Source organism: Bradyrhizobium sp. USDA 4502, assembly GCF_054063355.1.
This window is the reverse complement of the sequence record NZ_JBSSGF010000001.1, coordinates 118,467-134,125: the sequence shown is the minus strand read 5'-3', so window position 1 is coordinate 134,125 and position 15,659 is coordinate 118,467. Positions and strand designations below refer to the sequence as shown.

General features: G+C 60.3%; 20 protein-coding genes. 10 read left to right on the top strand and 10 right to left on the bottom strand.

The genetic code is table 11. The features are described from left to right. Positions 1–133 precede the first annotated feature (133 nt). A complete protein-coding gene (locus ACVW1B_RS00625; RefSeq protein ID WP_253603793.1) occupies positions 134–1,267 on the bottom strand; it encodes an SAVED domain-containing protein in 1,134 nt (377 codons plus the stop codon). A 108-nt stretch (positions 1,268–1,375) separates the two neighbouring features. On the opposite strand from ACVW1B_RS00625, the gene ACVW1B_RS00620 reads away from it, so the two are divergent. The 3 genes from ACVW1B_RS00620 to ACVW1B_RS00610 are packed head-to-tail and all read left to right on the top strand — an operon-like array spanning position 1,376 to position 4,750. Then, positions 1,376–2,593 carry a nucleotidyltransferase domain-containing protein gene (locus ACVW1B_RS00620; RefSeq protein ID WP_253603795.1) on the top strand — a complete coding sequence of 406 codons (1,218 nt, stop codon included), beginning with the start codon at positions 1,376–1,378 and terminating at the stop codon, positions 2,591–2,593. Further along, positions 2,590–4,317 (top strand): ThiF family adenylyltransferase, encoded by a 1,728-nt coding sequence (locus tag ACVW1B_RS00615; protein WP_253603797.1) that lies wholly within the window; start codon positions 2,590–2,592, stop codon positions 4,315–4,317. The genes ACVW1B_RS00620 and ACVW1B_RS00615 overlap by 4 nt, the downstream gene beginning before the upstream one ends. Next, entirely contained in the window at positions 4,292–4,750 is a 459-nt protein-coding gene (locus tag ACVW1B_RS00610) for a Mov34/MPN/PAD-1 family protein (protein WP_253603798.1), read from the top strand. Before ACVW1B_RS00615 ends, ACVW1B_RS00610 begins: the two co-directional genes overlap by 26 nt. On the opposite strand, the gene ACVW1B_RS00605 is transcribed toward ACVW1B_RS00610, so the two are convergent. The 3 genes from ACVW1B_RS00605 to ACVW1B_RS00595 form a co-directional block, all read right to left on the bottom strand. Beyond that, complete coding sequence (locus ACVW1B_RS00605; protein WP_456816633.1) at positions 4,699–4,992, bottom strand: hypothetical protein; 294 nt, start codon at positions 4,990–4,992, stop codon at positions 4,699–4,701. The two genes, ACVW1B_RS00610 and ACVW1B_RS00605, sit on opposite strands and share 52 nt — an antisense overlap. Positions 4,993–5,347: 355 nt before the next feature. Beyond that, on the bottom strand, positions 5,348–5,509 hold the full coding sequence (locus ACVW1B_RS00600) for a hypothetical protein (RefSeq protein WP_253603800.1): 162 nt from the start codon (positions 5,507–5,509) through the stop codon (positions 5,348–5,350). Between the two features lie 641 nt (positions 5,510–6,150). Beyond that, positions 6,151–6,513, bottom strand: a complete 363-nt coding sequence (locus ACVW1B_RS00595; RefSeq protein ID WP_253603802.1) for a hypothetical protein — start codon at positions 6,511–6,513, stop codon at positions 6,151–6,153. A 7-nt stretch (positions 6,514–6,520) separates the two neighbouring features. Here ACVW1B_RS00595 and ACVW1B_RS00590 point away from each other — a divergent pair, with 7 nt between their 5' ends. Beyond that, positions 6,521–6,727, top strand: coding sequence for a hypothetical protein (locus ACVW1B_RS00590; protein ID WP_253603804.1), 207 nt, complete (start codon positions 6,521–6,523; stop codon positions 6,725–6,727). Between the two features lie 361 nt (positions 6,728–7,088). Here ACVW1B_RS00590 and ACVW1B_RS00585 read toward each other — a convergent pair whose 3' ends face one another. Then, positions 7,089–7,316 (bottom strand): hypothetical protein, encoded by a 228-nt coding sequence (locus tag ACVW1B_RS00585; RefSeq protein WP_253603806.1) that lies wholly within the window; start codon positions 7,314–7,316, stop codon positions 7,089–7,091. Between the two features lie 355 nt (positions 7,317–7,671). Here ACVW1B_RS00585 and ACVW1B_RS00580 point away from each other — a divergent pair, with 355 nt between their 5' ends. Continuing rightward, positions 7,672–7,860, top strand: coding sequence for a hypothetical protein (locus ACVW1B_RS00580; RefSeq protein ID WP_253603808.1), 189 nt, complete (start codon positions 7,672–7,674; stop codon positions 7,858–7,860). Positions 7,861–7,953: 93 nt separating this feature from the next. Further along, positions 7,954–8,802, top strand: coding sequence for a sigma-70 family RNA polymerase sigma factor (locus tag ACVW1B_RS00575; protein WP_253603810.1), 849 nt, complete (start codon positions 7,954–7,956; stop codon positions 8,800–8,802). A gap of 331 nt (positions 8,803–9,133) precedes the next feature. On the opposite strand, the gene ACVW1B_RS00570 is transcribed toward ACVW1B_RS00575, so the two are convergent. Genes ACVW1B_RS00570 through ACVW1B_RS00560 form a run of 3 tightly spaced genes read right to left on the bottom strand, consistent with a single transcriptional unit; the run spans position 9,134 to position 10,918 of the window. Further along, positions 9,134–9,907 (bottom strand): ImmA/IrrE family metallo-endopeptidase, encoded by a 774-nt coding sequence (locus ACVW1B_RS00570; protein WP_253603812.1) that lies wholly within the window; start codon positions 9,905–9,907, stop codon positions 9,134–9,136. Continuing rightward, a complete protein-coding gene (locus ACVW1B_RS00565; RefSeq protein WP_253603814.1) occupies positions 9,904–10,302 on the bottom strand; it encodes a hypothetical protein in 399 nt (132 codons plus the stop codon). The genes ACVW1B_RS00570 and ACVW1B_RS00565 overlap by 4 nt, the downstream gene beginning before the upstream one ends. A 10-nt stretch (positions 10,303–10,312) precedes the next feature. Next, the gene (locus ACVW1B_RS00560; RefSeq protein WP_253603816.1) at positions 10,313–10,918 is read right to left on the bottom strand and encodes a hypothetical protein; all 606 of its coding nucleotides are present in this window, start codon (positions 10,916–10,918) and stop codon (positions 10,313–10,315) included. A gap of 218 nt (positions 10,919–11,136) precedes the next feature. On the opposite strand from ACVW1B_RS00560, the gene ACVW1B_RS00555 reads away from it, so the two are divergent. From ACVW1B_RS00555 to ACVW1B_RS00540, 4 genes are read left to right on the top strand one after another with little or no spacing between them, the layout of a single operon-like run. Beyond that, entirely contained in the window at positions 11,137–11,520 is a 384-nt protein-coding gene (locus ACVW1B_RS00555) for a DUF2604 domain-containing protein (RefSeq protein ID WP_253603818.1), read from the top strand. 2 nt (positions 11,521–11,522) lie between these two features. Continuing rightward, complete coding sequence (locus tag ACVW1B_RS00550; RefSeq protein ID WP_253603821.1) at positions 11,523–12,134, top strand: putative metal-binding protein; 612 nt, start codon at positions 11,523–11,525, stop codon at positions 12,132–12,134. After that, positions 12,131–12,619: a Mov34/MPN/PAD-1 family protein gene (locus ACVW1B_RS00545; protein ID WP_253603825.1), complete on the top strand. Its 489-nt coding sequence runs from the start codon at positions 12,131–12,133 to the stop codon at positions 12,617–12,619. Before ACVW1B_RS00550 ends, ACVW1B_RS00545 begins: the two co-directional genes overlap by 4 nt. Before the next feature lie 3 nt (positions 12,620–12,622). Continuing rightward, on the top strand, positions 12,623–14,176 hold the full coding sequence (locus ACVW1B_RS00540; protein WP_253603827.1) for an E2 ligase fold family C protein: 1,554 nt from the start codon (positions 12,623–12,625) through the stop codon (positions 14,174–14,176). Positions 14,177–14,411: 235 nt separating this feature from the next. On the opposite strand, the gene ACVW1B_RS00535 is transcribed toward ACVW1B_RS00540, so the two are convergent. Together ACVW1B_RS00535 and ACVW1B_RS00530 are read right to left on the bottom strand one after the other, a co-directional pair. Further along, positions 14,412–14,672: a hypothetical protein gene (locus tag ACVW1B_RS00535; protein WP_253603830.1), complete on the bottom strand. Its 261-nt coding sequence runs from the start codon at positions 14,670–14,672 to the stop codon at positions 14,412–14,414. A gap of 7 nt (positions 14,673–14,679) precedes the next feature. Continuing rightward, positions 14,680–15,495: a reverse transcriptase domain-containing protein gene (locus ACVW1B_RS00530; RefSeq protein ID WP_309145039.1), complete on the bottom strand. Its 816-nt coding sequence runs from the start codon at positions 15,493–15,495 to the stop codon at positions 14,680–14,682. Between the last annotated feature and the right edge of the window lie 164 nt (positions 15,496–15,659).

Here is a 15,659-nt window from a genome sequence, read left to right as displayed (position 1 = left end):
CTACGTAGTGGGGATTGGAATCATCAATAAGTAGAAGGCGGCAATGACCGCGCGTAAAGCAGCCAATTTTGTGCGCCGCAAACGCCCCCGAGCGAGCAATATCGCTAAACACGGAGCGGCAGTCCGCTTAGCGCTACTCGCCAATTTTAAGGGTCGGGATGAACCCGCCGACGGAACGGTTTTGGTCATAGATATGCAGCGGCAAATCGGCCTTCGGCATCAGCACCCTTCCAACCTCAACCGCCGCCGACGTTGGGAGCGCCGGAAAAACGTTGATCGTGGCGCGTTCGCCGTGAACCGCCTTGATCCGATCGAACAGACGCCGAAGATGACGCTTGAACTCCCCGAGATCCTCGGGGCGCCGCATAATGTCGTTATGCGGGTTTTCCGCCGTCAAGGACCAGATAGCAGCATCATCACCGAGCACGGCGCGAATTCGATCATCTGTCATCGTGGCGCTTAGCGCCAGCTTGAGCGCCACTCTTGCGGCTGCCGGCCCCGAGTATTCCTCCACGCGGAAGCTTATCGCCGGTTGGTTGGGCTGCCAGCGCCAGGTCGCGGGCTCGCGATAGCGCTGGTGGACTGTGACGGGGACGATGTCTCCCAATAGATGCCCTAACTGGATGAGCAGCGGCTGCGGCGCCAAGGCAAAGACACTGAGCTGCTTGATCTCTCTCTGCTCAATGCGCTCCTTCACCTTACGAGCAAAGACGCGGCGGAGATTATCCTGCTGGACAGTCCAGTAGCTCGCTTCGTGATCAGCATACTCACACCCGGCCAACTCGATATCGATCGTTCGTCCTTCGGCGGGGTGCCTGTCGGGTGGCATGGCCATGAAGATCGAGCGGGTCGAAACGAGCGCGTCCCGCTGGCCGATATCGGCGGCAAACCGGAGTACGTGCGCGGCGCGCTCCGGCGCCATTCCGGTGACAATCGCAATTCGATCCTCGTGCTCCGCCTTCATCTCGAGAAGGATGGCCTCCGGATGATCCGCGAGATAATCGACATCCACGCCCTTGTGATGCTTCGCACAGAGCAGCATTAGGTTGTTCAGATCCTTTGCGAGCGCGGACGAGCGGACTAGGTCCCCGCGTGGTCCGTCGGCGCTATCGGCAACGATGTGAGCTATAAAGCCGAACTTCCCATCCTCGCGACCAACCATCAGGTCGCCGATCAGTTCCTCATTGCATCCCCGGTACTCGCACCGGCCTCCGGCCTTGGCCCAGAGAGCGGTCTGAATTTTGTGGGGGATTTGCGTTTTTGCCATGATGAAGTTCCGGTCCGACTCGGTATAGAGTTCACGTTTTATCCTCAGAGCTCAACCGCGCAGTTTGACAATCCACATGCGGGTCTTGGGCGTACTTGGAGGCCGCCTGTGGACCAGCAGACGCTTACCCGCGAGAGTGAAGAGTTCCTGGAAGACCTTGCCGAAGAGCTGAGCGTGCCGCCCAGCCGTTACGAGCAGGCAGAGCGAAGCTACAAGTCTCTGGGGGATTGGCTTCATCGCGATGCTTCGAGCGTTCGGCAATACGAACCGAAAGTCTACGTGCAGGGGTCCTTTCGGCTCGGCACCACGATCCGTCCTGCGAACGAGGCCGAGGAGTACGACATCGACTCAGTCTGCGAATTTCAAAAGCTGTCCAAGGCAGCGCTCAGCCAGCAGCAGTTGAAGATCCTGCTCGGCGCAGAGATCGAAGCGTATCGCAAAGCGCAAAGCATGAACAAACCGCTGCGCGAGGGCCGTCGTTGCTGGGTTCTGGATTATGCCGACGGCGCTCAGTTCCACATGGACGTGGTGCCTTCAGTCCCTAATGGTCAAAGCGCCCGCTTCCTCCTGGAAGCCCGGGGCCTCGATGCGCGCTGGACCGCCAGCGCGATCGCCATCACCGACAATGAATGCCAGACCTACACTGCGGTCACGGAGGATTGGCCGCGATCGAACCCCAAAGGCTACAGCGAGTGGTTCAAAAGCCGGATGGCCGCCGCTCTCGAACGGCGTAAGCGCATGCTGGCGGAGAGCACACGGGCCAGTGTCGAAGCGATCCCCGACTATAAGGTGCGCACGCCTTTGCAGGCAGCGATCATGATCCTCAAGCGTCACCGCGATCACAGCTTCGAGCAACGCAAAGACGAACGGCCGATATCGGTGATCATCACCACCCTCGCGGCACATTCCTACAATGGCGAGGAGACGATAGGTCAGGCTCTGGTCGCGATCCTGTCGGGCATGGACAAGCATATCCTCTGGCACAACAACCAGTATTGGATTCCGAACCCGACCGACCCGTTGGAGAATTTCGCCGACAAATGGGCAGAGCATCCGGAGCGCGCCAAGGCATTTTTCGAGTGGTTGGAGAAGGCCAGGACAGAATTCGCTCGAGCCGCCCGTTCGAGCGACAGGAACCTGATCACCGAAACCGTGGGCCGCGGTGTCGGCGGCTCCCTCGCCGACCGGGCAGCGCGCCGCCGCCGGCCTCCGACACGCCCCACGCTGCTGAAAACCGCATCGGTGGCGCCGGCGAGTGCAGGTCTGTCCTTTCCCGATAGGAGCCGCGTTCCGACGAAGCCGCAGGGGTTCGGCAGCGTAGGATGATCTGGTGGCTCGAAAATCCGGGACGGGCTCGAGCCGAGCGCCAGAGCGTCGCCGAGCTAGCCGAGCGGGTGAGCTGGCTCAAGAATTTGCGCTGGTACCTTTCGGATGGTGCCGCGCTTGCCGTCGACTTCGAGATCGACCACGGCGGCCACGGCGTTCCGCTCACGATGACCTATGCGGAATTTCACCCCAACGCTCCGCCCATCGTCGTCCCGCGCGATGGAGGTCGATTGTCGAGCCATCAATACGGTGCTGGCGGAAACCTCTGCTTGGAATTTCGCGCGGACAACTGGGAAACCACGATCACTGGAGCCATGATGATCGAAAGCGCTCATCGGCTGATCGCCGGTGAACGCGATGGCGATGGACCGGAATTGCCGTCGGCTCACTCTATCTCAATCGGTCAAAGCGTCCGCGGCTCGTACTTCCGCTTCCTGCTCACTTCGGCGATCGCAGCTCGCCTAAACGCGATCGAACCTGGCCAATCAGTCGAGATCGGCGTGGCGGAAAAGTACCATGCTGAGACGTTCACCGTCACGATCGCCGAGATCGACGGCGCCATGGACGTGCGCGCCTGGCCGCAAGGAATCCGCGAGACGATCAAGCGAGGCTATGCCATTCGACTTCCGGTCGGAACACCGTTGCCGGCTGCGACCCAAGACGGCATAGCAACCCTCCTCGGTGATCTCGGGTTCGCGACGATCCGTGAGCAGGTATTGGCCCCGACTGGCGAAATGGACCTGGTGTTAGTATCCGGAACCGACATAGCGCACTTTTATGCCTATGATAGCAGTCAGAAGCGCTACTTCGGACGCTCGCGGATCCTCGACGTCGGCGCCGGCACTCGGCTCCCGGACAGCTATGCTGTTCTCGCGGGGAAAAGCGTCGGCATCGTCGGATGCGGCTCCTTGGGGTCCAAGGTCGCCGCGATGCTGGTGCGCTCGGGGGTGCGCCAGTTCACGCTTGTCGACGACGACGTTCTGTTTGCGGCCAACATCGTCCGAAATGAGCTCGGCGCTGCAGCGGTCGGTGCCCATAAAGTCGATGCGCTCAAGGCCCGGCTCACGGACATTGCAGGAGCAATCAACATCACGGTGCGGCGCGTTGCGTTGGGTGGACAGGAAAGTGCGGATTCCACCGACTCCGTCATGTCGGCTTTGCGTGCCTGTGACCTGATTATCGACGCAACCGCCGATGCGCACTGTTTCAACTTTTGCGCCGCCGTCGCCAGGGAGAGTCTGAAACCTCTCATATGGGGAGAGGTGTTTGCCGGCGGGATTGGCGGCCTCGTGGCACGCGTTCGATCGGGTCACGAACCTGAGCCCCAGACAGCTCGCAACCAGATCAACGGCTGGTGCGAAGCGCATGGCATTCCTGCTCCGCTCGCGGGTCTTGCCGCACCCTATGCGACGGCAGCGGGAGATGGTGCGTCGCCGCTCGTGGCCGACGATGCTGAAGTTTCCATCGTCGCCGGACACCTTACGCGTTTCGCAACGGACGTTCTTGTTCGCCCTGACGAAAGCGCGTTCCCCGCGCCGGCTTATGCGATCGGCCTTAGCCGGGCTTGGCTCTTCTCCGCCCCATTCGAGACCTGGCCCATTCAGCTCACCGGCTCTAAACCTTGGAAAACGGAGCGAGACTCCGCGTCGGCCGCCGAGAGCCTCGAATTGCTTCGTGAACTCTTGCCCTCGGCATTCAATGGTCACGATCAGTCTTCCGAGTGACCACCGGGCGCGCTTCCGCAAATGCCTAAGGCGAGCCGGAAGTCGCGAGATCGGCGGTATTCTGATGGGCGAGCAAATCGCACCAGATCATTTCCGTGTCGTCGATTTTTCAGTCGACGCAACGACCGGAACGGCCGCTCATTTCGTCCGCAGCCCTGACCATCACGCTGAGGCTCTTGAAACCTTCTTCCGAAAGACGGGATCTGACTTCAGGCGCTTCAACTATCTTGGTGAATGGCATTCGCATCCGAGCTTCCCGGTAAGCCCGAGCCAGGAGGATATGGTGTCCATGCAAAGTCTGGTTGATGGGGAGAGGGACATAGACTTTTCTGCTCTGATGATCGTCAGACTGAGGTGCGTCCTCCTCCTCGAGGCAGCCGCTTACATGTTCATCCGTCGTGGACCGCCTGCCCATGTGGTACTCACCACGTGATAGCCGTATGGAGGCATCCGTTCGGGAAGCCGCCGCAAGGCCGAGGTGAGGCGCTCGCGTGCCCATGCGACCGCTTTAGCCTTGGCGTCCTTTTCGTTGTCGGTGACGCCCTGCGCTACCACATCGTCGCTGGCGTCTGTAACACACCATCTCCAGGCGTCCCGATAGTGAAACGTATCGAGACGCAACACGTCGGCGTTGAACGTATGGCCGGCCGCGCTCTTGCTCCATTCCGCTGACATCTCGCCGGTTCCAGCACTGCGGACCGGAAGCAAAACATATTAGCCCATTGAAAACTATTCGGAACCTCCCAATTAGCGAAGGAGCCTAAAAGGCTCGCCTTCAAAAGAATCTGCTTGGAAGAACCGGGACACCCTGTAGGGTTATCTCCGTGGGAAGTGATTTGAGGTGAGAACGGCCTCCTCACGCGCCTCGCTCATCCAGTGAGGCAAAGTAGCCGCAAGGTGAAGAGATCCAGGTTGGCATCTGGCAAACTTCATTGGAACTTCTAACGACTTGGGGCTCCGTCAGATGGCGGGGCCCCTAAGCGTTTGGGGCGACCTTCAGAAAGCCCTTCTGCCGCCGGTTTTCGATCTTCTAGGCTTTCACCGGATAGAAGCTCAGGACGTGGTAGCGTCCCTGCTCGTCCCGGTCGAGGTTGATCGCCACCAGAACCATGCTTTCGGCCGCGACCACGTTCCTGACGAGCTCGATTCCAGGGTTCTTGTGATCATCCCCGATATAGAGAGTGCCGGTCAAGCACAGCAGGAATTCATGGCTATTCAGATTACGGTGTGGGATCTGATGGTCGTTTCCGATTATCCAAAGCGAGACCCGGATCTGGTCTCAGGCTTCGCCCGAGCCCCCGGAGACCGTCCGGTCTGGTAGCCGAATCCTTGGGTTCTCCCCGGCCGCGTGGAGCGGCTTTATTGACTCTCACCGCGAGTCGGTCTGAAAGCATACAGACCGTCTCCCTGCCATACCGCTGCTCCCCCGAGGACGCGGCTTTTCTGGACGACTGCCGCCGGGTCTACTCGGCGGCGGTCCGGACGGCTTATGCCAATGCCGCCGACGCGGCCGGCGCCCCTTGAAGCAGAAGCCGCTGCGGGACCTGGTCAAGTCCCGGTTCGCCGGTCGCGTGCTTGACGCCTGGGCGCTCCACTGCGCCACCCTGGACGGGACGGACCTGCACAAGCGAGTGCCCGATGGGCGCATGGTGTTTGGCGGCCGTAAGAACCTGGAGCGTCGGCAGAAGGGTCTGCTTCAACCCAAGGATTGGAAGCGCATGCGGCTTCGCCCTATGACCATTCGCGGCGACAAGCAGTACGCCGGCAATCGCCACTTCAAGCTCAGCCCGAACGGACGGAGCTGCACCTTCACCATGCTCCAGGGCGGCAGGGTCAAGGCAGGCCGATGGTCCGCCGCAACTTCACGGTGCAGCTGCCGGAGATGATCGGCAATGCCGGCGAGGTGCTGCGGCAGGCGGCTGAACCCGCCGTCGCCAGGAAGATCAATCTCACCTTCTGGACATTGACGATAAGAAGCTGCACGTCACCCTCGATCCTGAAGATCTGCCCGAACATCCCGAGCGTCGGCGGGCGGCACCCCGCCTGATTACGCGGGCGGTCGGGCTCGACCTCAATCCGGGCTGGATCGGCATGGCCGCGGTCGAGAACACCGCTGATCCCGGCCAGCTCGAGCAAGCCGCTGGATTGGCCGCTGGTGGAGCTCACGGCCACGCCCGGCACTTCGCGCGAGAGCATTACCGAAATGCTGGCTCAGGTCTGCGGTCGCGCGATCGCCATGGCGCGCAGGTTCGGCGCCGCGACCATTGCCGTCGAGGGCGGGCTCGGCAAGCTGCGCAGCACCCGCCCGGCCCGCGATCTCAACCGGACCATCAACTACTGGGCCACCGCCGCAAGGCCAACCTTGCCGGTATCACCGTGGTCGAGGTCGCTGGCGTCTATTCGACCGTGATCGGCAATTTGGCGTTCGAGGCCCCCGATGCGTGTGCCTCCGCCATGGAGATCGCGCGCCGCGAGCCGCGCGCACAAAGCTCAAAGGCCTCCTCCCGGTCTTCGAGGAAGGGTGGCGCGACGGCCTGCGGAAAGGATCTCGCGCTGCCCGCCGAAGCCGAAGGTTGGGCGGAGGTCCACCGGGCCCTCACAGCGGCGAAGCTTGGCGTTCGCCGCCCGCATCCGAGGCTGATCGCAGCGGACCCCGGAGGCCGCCTGCCTGGCGGCATTGCGGTGCGACGGCTCGGCCGGCGCCGGCGACCCGGGCTCATCGCTCGGCCCGTCGGCATCGGCCAGCCCAAGCGCGACAGTTCGGGAAAACGTCAGTTGGCCGCAGGTTCAACACCGTAATCCGAATAGCCGAATTCATTTGGGTGAACACGCTCGGCGTGGACCTGGGCACCGACGCTGAAGACCACGTCCCCGAGTGCCAGCTGCATTTCCACCGCCCTGTTGATCTTTGCCACCGGCAGTCGTCCCAGCAGCAGCTCCTTGCGCTTTTCGCGCTTCGGCTTGCTGGCGCGCTCGTTCTGCCGGACCTCCCTGTTCATGCTTCGAAACGATGTCCATTCATTCCATTGCGACCAGCACACGACAGCCTCGGGCAGGATGTGAGCTGAGCCGTTCGGCGCCGCGACAACCGCTCTGACGCTGCTGGAAGTGTCCGACCGTGTAAGCCGACCAGCGTTTGAATTTCAACTGTTTCAGGTCGCCAGGTCGAATTCTTGCCGTTCCGCCCCAGGTTTCGTTCTGGACCGTATCGGTGGTGCGCTGCAAAACCAAAAAAATCTCGAGCAGGCTATTCCGCTTTCGATGCTTCCCTGCGTGCACCGGGTATGTCGCCCTTCTCAAGGCCGCTCCGGAAGAGCGCGCCGGACGGGCCGACGCAGTTCGAAAGGAACCACAATGAACGGGAAGCTCATCGGCATCGTGTGTGTCGCCGTCGCGATCAGCATGCAGGCGGCAACGGCACAGGAGTGCCGCAAGGTCTATGTCAACAACAAGCCGGTCACGATTTGCCCGAAGAAGCAGGGTCCGATGAACCTGCCGAACCCGACCGTGCCACCGAAGAAGCCGACATCGCACCGCGCGTAAATCTTGGCCGCCCGTGAGCTCATCCGCCGGCGGGCGGCCTTTTTCAAGGCACAAACCGTCCTAAATCCAATTCAAGCATCGAGTGGGTGTCCCATGCGCAAGTATCTACGTGTTCTTGTCTGCTTGCTCTGCCTCGGCCTGACGACGACGACAGCGTCCGCCCAAGCGCTTATCGTCGCTCGCGCGGTCTCAAGGGCAATCGTCCGTGATACAGCCGCGATCGTGGCGTCCCGAAATTCGCTCTCTTTTGGCAGTTCGGCCATGGAAAGAGCGATGCAAGCAACGGCATCGCAGCGCAGACTTTCCTTGCTCGACAGTACGGCGCTGAGCACATCCGTGTTCGTGGGCGGGGACATGTCGAGTACGTGGGCTCGGAGCAAAGACAACGACGTAACCGTCGTGGATCCGTTTATCAGTTCGAACGTCAAGGAGTTCTGTGCCGAAAAGGCCGACACGCCCGAGCACAATCGAGCGAGCAAAGCGTTGATCGCAGCCCTGAACACGGATGCTGACAAACGCCTACGACGCTACCCGTATCTCGGCTTGGAAGCCGATGACGTCTCAAGCGAGATGATGATGAAGATTCTGGCCAGGTGTCCCTCTCTGTCCGCCCTGCCGGATGGCAGGCTTCGGGCTTACGTGCTGAAGGCAATGAGAAACCTGCTCACCGACGAGGGGCGACGCATTCGGTGGACACCTATCGAAAGTATCGATGAGCGGGATGCCGACCCCACCCAACTTCTCTCGCAGAACGTCGAGTACAGAGACGTTATCAGCAAGCTACAGGATTCTCTCAATTCCAAGCAAAGGCAGGTACTCGAAGGCCTCGTTGCGGGTCACGATCAGAAAGCAATCGCAGCAGAGATCAACAACTCGACGAGATGGGTGCGCACGCGTCACGGCCAGATCCAAACCAAGTACCAGAACTTGAGCACTCATTAGCCCGCCTAGAGTGACGGGTTCGCACCGGCGAACCCGTCCGAACTGGACGCCATTGAGTTCTGCATGGATCTTTGTGAGCATCTATTCCGGCGTCCCTCATAATGACCTTATCGAAGAGATCCGCCTGGGCCGAATCCGAGGGACAACAAGTCAAAAATGCGATGTCCGCGCTGGGCGCGGCGTAGTTGATCTCATCGGTATCTCGGCTATTGCCGGATCGTATCGATGACACTCGTGGCCACGAAGTTTGGCGAGAGCGAAGAAAAACCTTCCAGGCAAGTAACCCGATGAGCTCAATGTCCGAACATAGATCAGTCGTTCGATGGTGACGTCACTCGCGCAACATTTTCGTATCCTTGAATAGCAATACCGTGCAGATCTGGTCGTCCGCGACCCGGAAGGTCTCTTCATAGACGTCGAAGTCGTCCGCTCCTCTCCGAGAGAACCAGGCGTCGGCGCCGATCCGTCTTGGTCCACCCTTGTCGTCCTGTTTTCCGAACAATGCCGCAAAGGCGTAGCTCTCGTGATCCAATTCATCGTTCGGGAACCAATGTTCGGGCACACTCGGTGCCCTTCGGAACCAAGCGCGCCCTTTTTGGGAATGGGACACCAGCATTATGGGAAAATGGTTCGTTTCGGCGATCTTCAATATTGTGGCCGTGAGGCTCGCGTCGAAAACTTCGGCGATTTCTCTCGCGGCCTTGAGGGTGAAGCGCGACACAGATTTCAGCATAGGCTCGAGCAGATACCGCGGCAGAAGAAGATCCGATGCGTAGTCGTCGGCGACCCTTTCGGGGTCGGTGGCTGAGCGTCGACGGTTACCGATGTCGTCCGACCGGCAGATGAGGCATCGTCCGCGGTGATGATGCCAATGCCCAAGTTCGTGCGCGATCGAAAATCGCTTTCGTCGGGGCGATGCCTTGGCGTCGACCGTGATGATCGCACGGTCGCACCGTCCCACGATCCTGGCTTCGCAAGAATGCAATTCCCGTACGTTGATGCGAACGCCAAGCTCCCAGGCGATGGCCTGGAGATCAATCTCTTCGGGTCGGTCGATCCCGAAATCTTGTAGCAGCAATTCCGGCAGTGTGAGGCGGCGGCTCACGGCTGGTCTCGATCCTCTGCTTCCCAGGCGTCGAGCTCAGCAAGATCCTCATCCAGGCTGGCGGCATCCGCCTCCGCATTCGCGCTTCCGCTTCTCGCGGCCAAAGTCATCTTCTTGTCCAGGGCGGGATCCGATCTTCGCAAAGACCGCACCCGTTGGCCATCAGTCCTTATTCCCGCGCGCGTTGTCGGAGCGCCGGCGACATGAAGCGCCGCATCGGCCTTGGCGCGGGCCAAGCGTAGCTTCCCGACCATTCCTTTCGCACGGCGGAGGCTTTCGCGCGATGCGACGACGTCGGCTTCACCGACGAGCTTAGAGATTTCCGCTTCATTCAAACCGAGAATTTCCTCGATTATTGCCTCGTCGAGACGATCGACACGCTCTTTTTCGCTCATCGCCGTGTCCTCAAAGCGGTACGCCGTCCGGGAACCCTACCTGCAATCTACGAATCCATCGTTTTCGGATAGCGGCCAACCCTTTCGTGTCCGTGCCAAGCACCTCTTCGAGGTCTTTGCCCCGCTGACCATCGGCCAGCGCCTCGACCAGAAGCTCGAGTTCGTAATCCCCAGACGCCAACCGCCCCGTTCGCTCGATCTCTTTAGTATACATGATGCCTGCCAAAGCTTGGTCTTCGGGTGACGGCGTGTTCCGGTCTGCCGGCTCCGGAGTGTCGCCGGCGCCGTACTCCGGCACGTACACGAGTTCCAGCCCGGCGTTCTCCCGCGCCCTTTTCCGGGCCCTGGGCGTTTCCGACGCTATGCTTTTGATGGTGCCGGCGAGGAATTCCACGATGCCGAATTCGATCTTGCAGGTCCGGCTCGACAGGACCCTCAGGAAGGCCTCCTGTCTCAAATCGTCTTCCGACATGTCCGTGCGAGGCGCAAAATGACGCGCCACCATCGTCAGTCGACGGTGGTCGTCGTCGCTCAATCTATCGAGCGCCGCCCGGATCTGTGCCGCGGTATAGCGGCCGGCGTCCGGGCCACACTCCTCTGAATCGTCGGACCGCATAAGGCCCCCAGTTGGGCAACCTATTCATTAATGCGTCGGCGAACCCGGATTCGGACAACAATATTTTTAAGTCCGAATCTGCGCCGGCAAGCGCATGAGGTTGTAGATGGCAGCGCGTCAGCTGTCCACGTACCCGCGGGCATTGCCCGGAAAGGTTAGTTAACATGTCTGAATCGGGGAATAAATCGGCCGAGCAGCTCGAGCGCGAAGCCGAATTCTTGAAGAAGGAGATCGAGGGCGTCGAAGACGTCATTCGGTCCGAGGAAAAGATCAAGCACGATCTCGAGAAGCACGAACTCGAGGAAGAGGCGCGTCGCGAGCGTGAGAAGCACGACCACGATCATGGTCACGGCCATTTCGTGCGGATCACCATGGTGGTCAACGGCCAGCCGGTCGTCGTCGAGGCCGAACCGCAGGAAAAGCTGGCCGAGGTCCGGCAGAAGGCCCTGAAAGAAACCCAGAATTTGGCTCAGCCGCCCGAGAACTGGGAGATCAAGGACGAAGCCGGGACCCTACTGGATCCGGAGAAGCGCGTCGCCGAATATCACTTCGGCAAAGAAGTGACCCTCTTCCTGAGCCTCAAGGCCGGGGCTGCCGGCTAACCGTGGCACAAGTCGTCGATCCAGAGGTTTCGCGCGCAAAGTTCGACCGAGAGGTCGCGGCCTACCGTCGCATGGAGGCGGCCTACCGTAAGCGGGGATGGCTGCTGCTCGATGCCGATTTTCCTGAAATCTTCGTCGTCTTCGCAGCGACGAAGATTCGCCCTGCGCCGATCGTCGCCGGGGTCGTGGTCGACTTCACTGACTACGATCTGCAGCCACCGTCGGTGCGTTTCGTTGACCCTTTCACGCGGGAAAAGATAATCGCCTCGGACCTCCAGTTTCAAATGCTGCGGCGCCAACCGATGCCGGGCGTTCCGCCGGAAACCATTGCAGCGATGGTGCAACAAGGCGCTTTGCCCGTAACGCAAATGATCCAGGCCAACAAAGCAGACGATTTTCCCTTCATCTGCTTGCCGGGTGTCCGGGAATATCACGACAATCCAGCGCACACGGGGGATTCATGGTTGCTGCACCGGGGTTCTGGCGAAGGCTCTTTGGTTTTCATTCTGGAGAAGATCTGGGTGTACGGAGTGGATCCGCTCTCGGCGTACAATCTGCAGATTCAAGCGAAAGTCGTCGGGCTCCTACCACAGGCGCAAGGAATTCCCGAATGAACCGGTTGGCCGACGTGGAGAAGGTTCTCGTCAAACGGCGAGACGCACAACTCGTCCATGCCCACCTTCGCGACGTCGGCCGCCAAGGATATGAGGGCTTAGGGCTATGGGCCGGCAGGCAGTCCGGATCGGTGTTTCAGGTGGATCAAGCGATCATACCTGCCCAGCGCCACATCCGTACCGCCGACGGCGTTTGCGTCATCACTGGTGCCGACGAACTGCATCGCATCAATGTCTGGCTCTACAAAAAAGGCTTGGTGCTGATCGCGCAGATCCACAGCCACCCCGGCCGCGCCTATCACTCTAGCACCGATGACGAATTCGCGGTCGCCACGACGGTCGGCTGCTTCTCGCTCGTCGTGCCCGATTTTGGCGCCGGACCGCTCGATATCGGTCACTTCGCGTCATATCGACTGGACGCATCCGGAAGATGGCGTGAAATTCCGGCCGCGCGCGCGGCGCGAACCATCGTGATCGAGGACTAGATAATGGCCTTTGCCAATTTCTTCGACCGCACCGTAACGGCCGCGTCACAGGTACTCTCGAACTTCAATGTCGAGTCGTACAACGCGACCCTCTCTGCGCATACGGTCGGCCTTTACTTCGATGAGCAGGCAGCCACGTCACCCGAAGGCCGTGCGACATTGGACCTGTGCGTCAGGATCCTGGCACGCCTATACCCATCGATGGTCATCTCCGGCGTCGGACGGGAAGCCCAGCCCCTCGCGAAGGAGCTGGCTGTGCTCGCGGCTGCTATCAACGACCGCATAGACTTGCCGACTGACATCTCGGGTTCGTCGGTCGCGATCGTTGTCGGCAAGAGCGGCCTGGCCGGCGAGATGACGAAAATTTTCATCGGTTCGGACGGCTGGCGGGCACGCCTCTCTCGCGGCGCACCGATCGGATCCGGATCGACTCCGAATCCGTTTGGCGCAGGCGCTGCCGCTTGTTTTGCAACTGCAAACGTGTTTCGGTTCGTGTTTGCGTCTCAGCTTGTGTGCGGCGATCTGGACCGACAGATCGACGTTTCGTTGTTCGATTACAACCACGAGAGCGGCTCAGGTCCAAACCTGCCCGACTGTATCAATCTAGGGGATGCATATCTCGCCGGTCTCGGCGCGATCGGACACGGTGCGATGTGGGCGCTTGCCCGGCTGCCCGGCCTCGTCGGAACCCTGAACACGGTAGACCACGACATCGTCGACCTATCGAACCTACAGCGCTACGTCATGGCGTTGCAGAAGGATCTCGACAAACCGAAATCCAAACTGGCGCGCAAATTGCTGAAGCGGGAAGGTCTGCGCATCACCGCGCATCCGCTGAAATGGGGCGATTTCGTCGCCAAGCGCGGGAATCGAAACTTCGAACGCGTCGCAGTCGCGCTCGACAACGCCGCAGACCGTATCAGCCTTCAAGCGTCTTTGCCGCGCTGGATCGTAAATGCATGGACCCAGGAGCTCGATCTTGGGATTTCGAGACACGGCTTCGACGACGGCAAAGCTTGTCTCGCCTGCCTCTATCTGCCCTCCGGCCTGGTCAAGAACGAAGACGAACGGGTTGCCGAGGAACTGAGGTTGCCCGAGGCGAGACAAGAGGTCCGCGACCTTCTACAGAAAGGTGAACGTGTCTCGGAGGACTTCGTGCAGCGTGTCGCGACCGCCTTCTCCATTCCTTATGCCGATCTGCAGCCGTTCGTCGGTCAGCCACTGCTCAACTTCTATCAAAGGGCGATCTGCGGCGGGATGATGATCGGTCTGACAGGCACCGGCAACGCCGGCACGGCAGTCGTTCCGATGGCGTTTCAATCGGCGCTCGCCGGCCTGGGACTGGCAGCCGATCTCGTGAAGCATGCTGCGGGCTTACCGATACCGCCGTCCACCAGTACGCGGGTCAACCTATTGCGCCCATTGGCTCCCGTTCTGGCCGATCCGCGCGCCCGCGATGCCTCCGGCAGGTGCATCTGTTGCGATCAGGACTTCCTTGCGGCTTACAGACGAAAATACGCCGGCGGCCGGACGACTAACAGGAAAAGCGGTCGATAACGATGGGTTGCAGCGATGCGATCTTCTCGAGTGGCTTTCGATGTCGCGATCTGCTTAGGTCTCTTCGAAAGCTTGCGTGTCCCTCGTCCTTTCGATGCAGCAATCTGCCGGCCGAGCGTTGGACCGTTTAGATGTGCTCATGGTCAGGAAATCGATCCGGATCTCGGGCCGCGAGGAGGATAGCGCACTCTAATCCGCGACCTTGACCCGATCGTGAGCCGGTCGAGGGCTCCCGTCATATCGCGCAATGGCGCATCACGGTCTCTGGCCGCCGCTCGCCGCGCCGCTGACGTGAGACGGCCGCGAACCGGCCAAACTCGATCAGCCGCGTCTTGTCCTCATGAAGCGTCCGGCCGAAGTTGGCCAGCCGCGCCTTGAGGGCCAAGAGCATTTCCTGCGCATCGGCCTTGCTGTCGAAGCCCACGACGAGTCGAGTCGCCCGGGGGAGTTTCACCCCCAGGCGCTCACAGATCCGGACGTGAACGTCTCCGCTCATCCGGCTCTTACCGTCCAGCCGCCGTCTTGTGCAGCATCGGCCAATGGGCCAACAGCGTGGGGGTGCGGCAAGCAATGTCCCGTACCCAGTGCTCTGCCCGTCTTCGATGTCGCCGCAGACGTTTGTATTTCGACATCGCCCATCGCGCGAGACATCGGTCGAGATGGCGTAGTGTCGGGTAAAGCGCCGATTTGTAGTACCGACCATAGTAGTTCATCCAGCCTCGAATGATCGGGTTGAACATCCTCGCCAGGTCGTCGATCCTCTTATCCACCCGGCAGCGTAGTTGCCAGGCACGGATTTCCTGTCGGATTGCCTTCGTCGCGGCATTGCTGACACCGGGGCTGAAGTTGACGAAGTGCTTTCCCCAACGGTTCTTCGACCGACGGGCACGAAACGTGTAGCCCAAAAAGTCGAATTTCTGTTCAGGATAATCACCTCGCCGGTCGTCATCCTTACAATAGACTATCTTCGTCTTGTCCGGATGAAGCTCCAGTCCGCATTCGGCAAAGCGCTTCGCAAGCGCCTCCTTCAGTTGTTGTGCCTGCCGCTCACTGTCGCAATGGCAGAGAATATCATCGGCATAACGCTCGAACGGGATGCTCGGATGATTTCTTCGCATCCACACGTCGAACGTATAGTGGAGAAAGAGATTCGCCATCAGCGGTGATACCACCGAGCCCTGCGGCGTGCCCTTCTCACGGGGTTCAAGGGTGCCGTCTTCCAGTTGAACGGGAGCTTTAAGCCACCGTTCAATGTACAACAACACCCAAGCGCAGTCCGTGTGCTTCCGAATCGCCTTGAGCAAAAGCTCATGCGATATCGAGTCAAAAGACTACTCGACAGACTACCCACCACCGCGCTCATCATCTTGGCGACTATCCCGATCAGGTAACCGTCGTTCGGTCGCGCCATCCCTTTGAGGGATCTGCGCTTAATGTGCTTGGCTGGTGTCATCGACGCGGCGAACTTCATCTGACGCTTGTA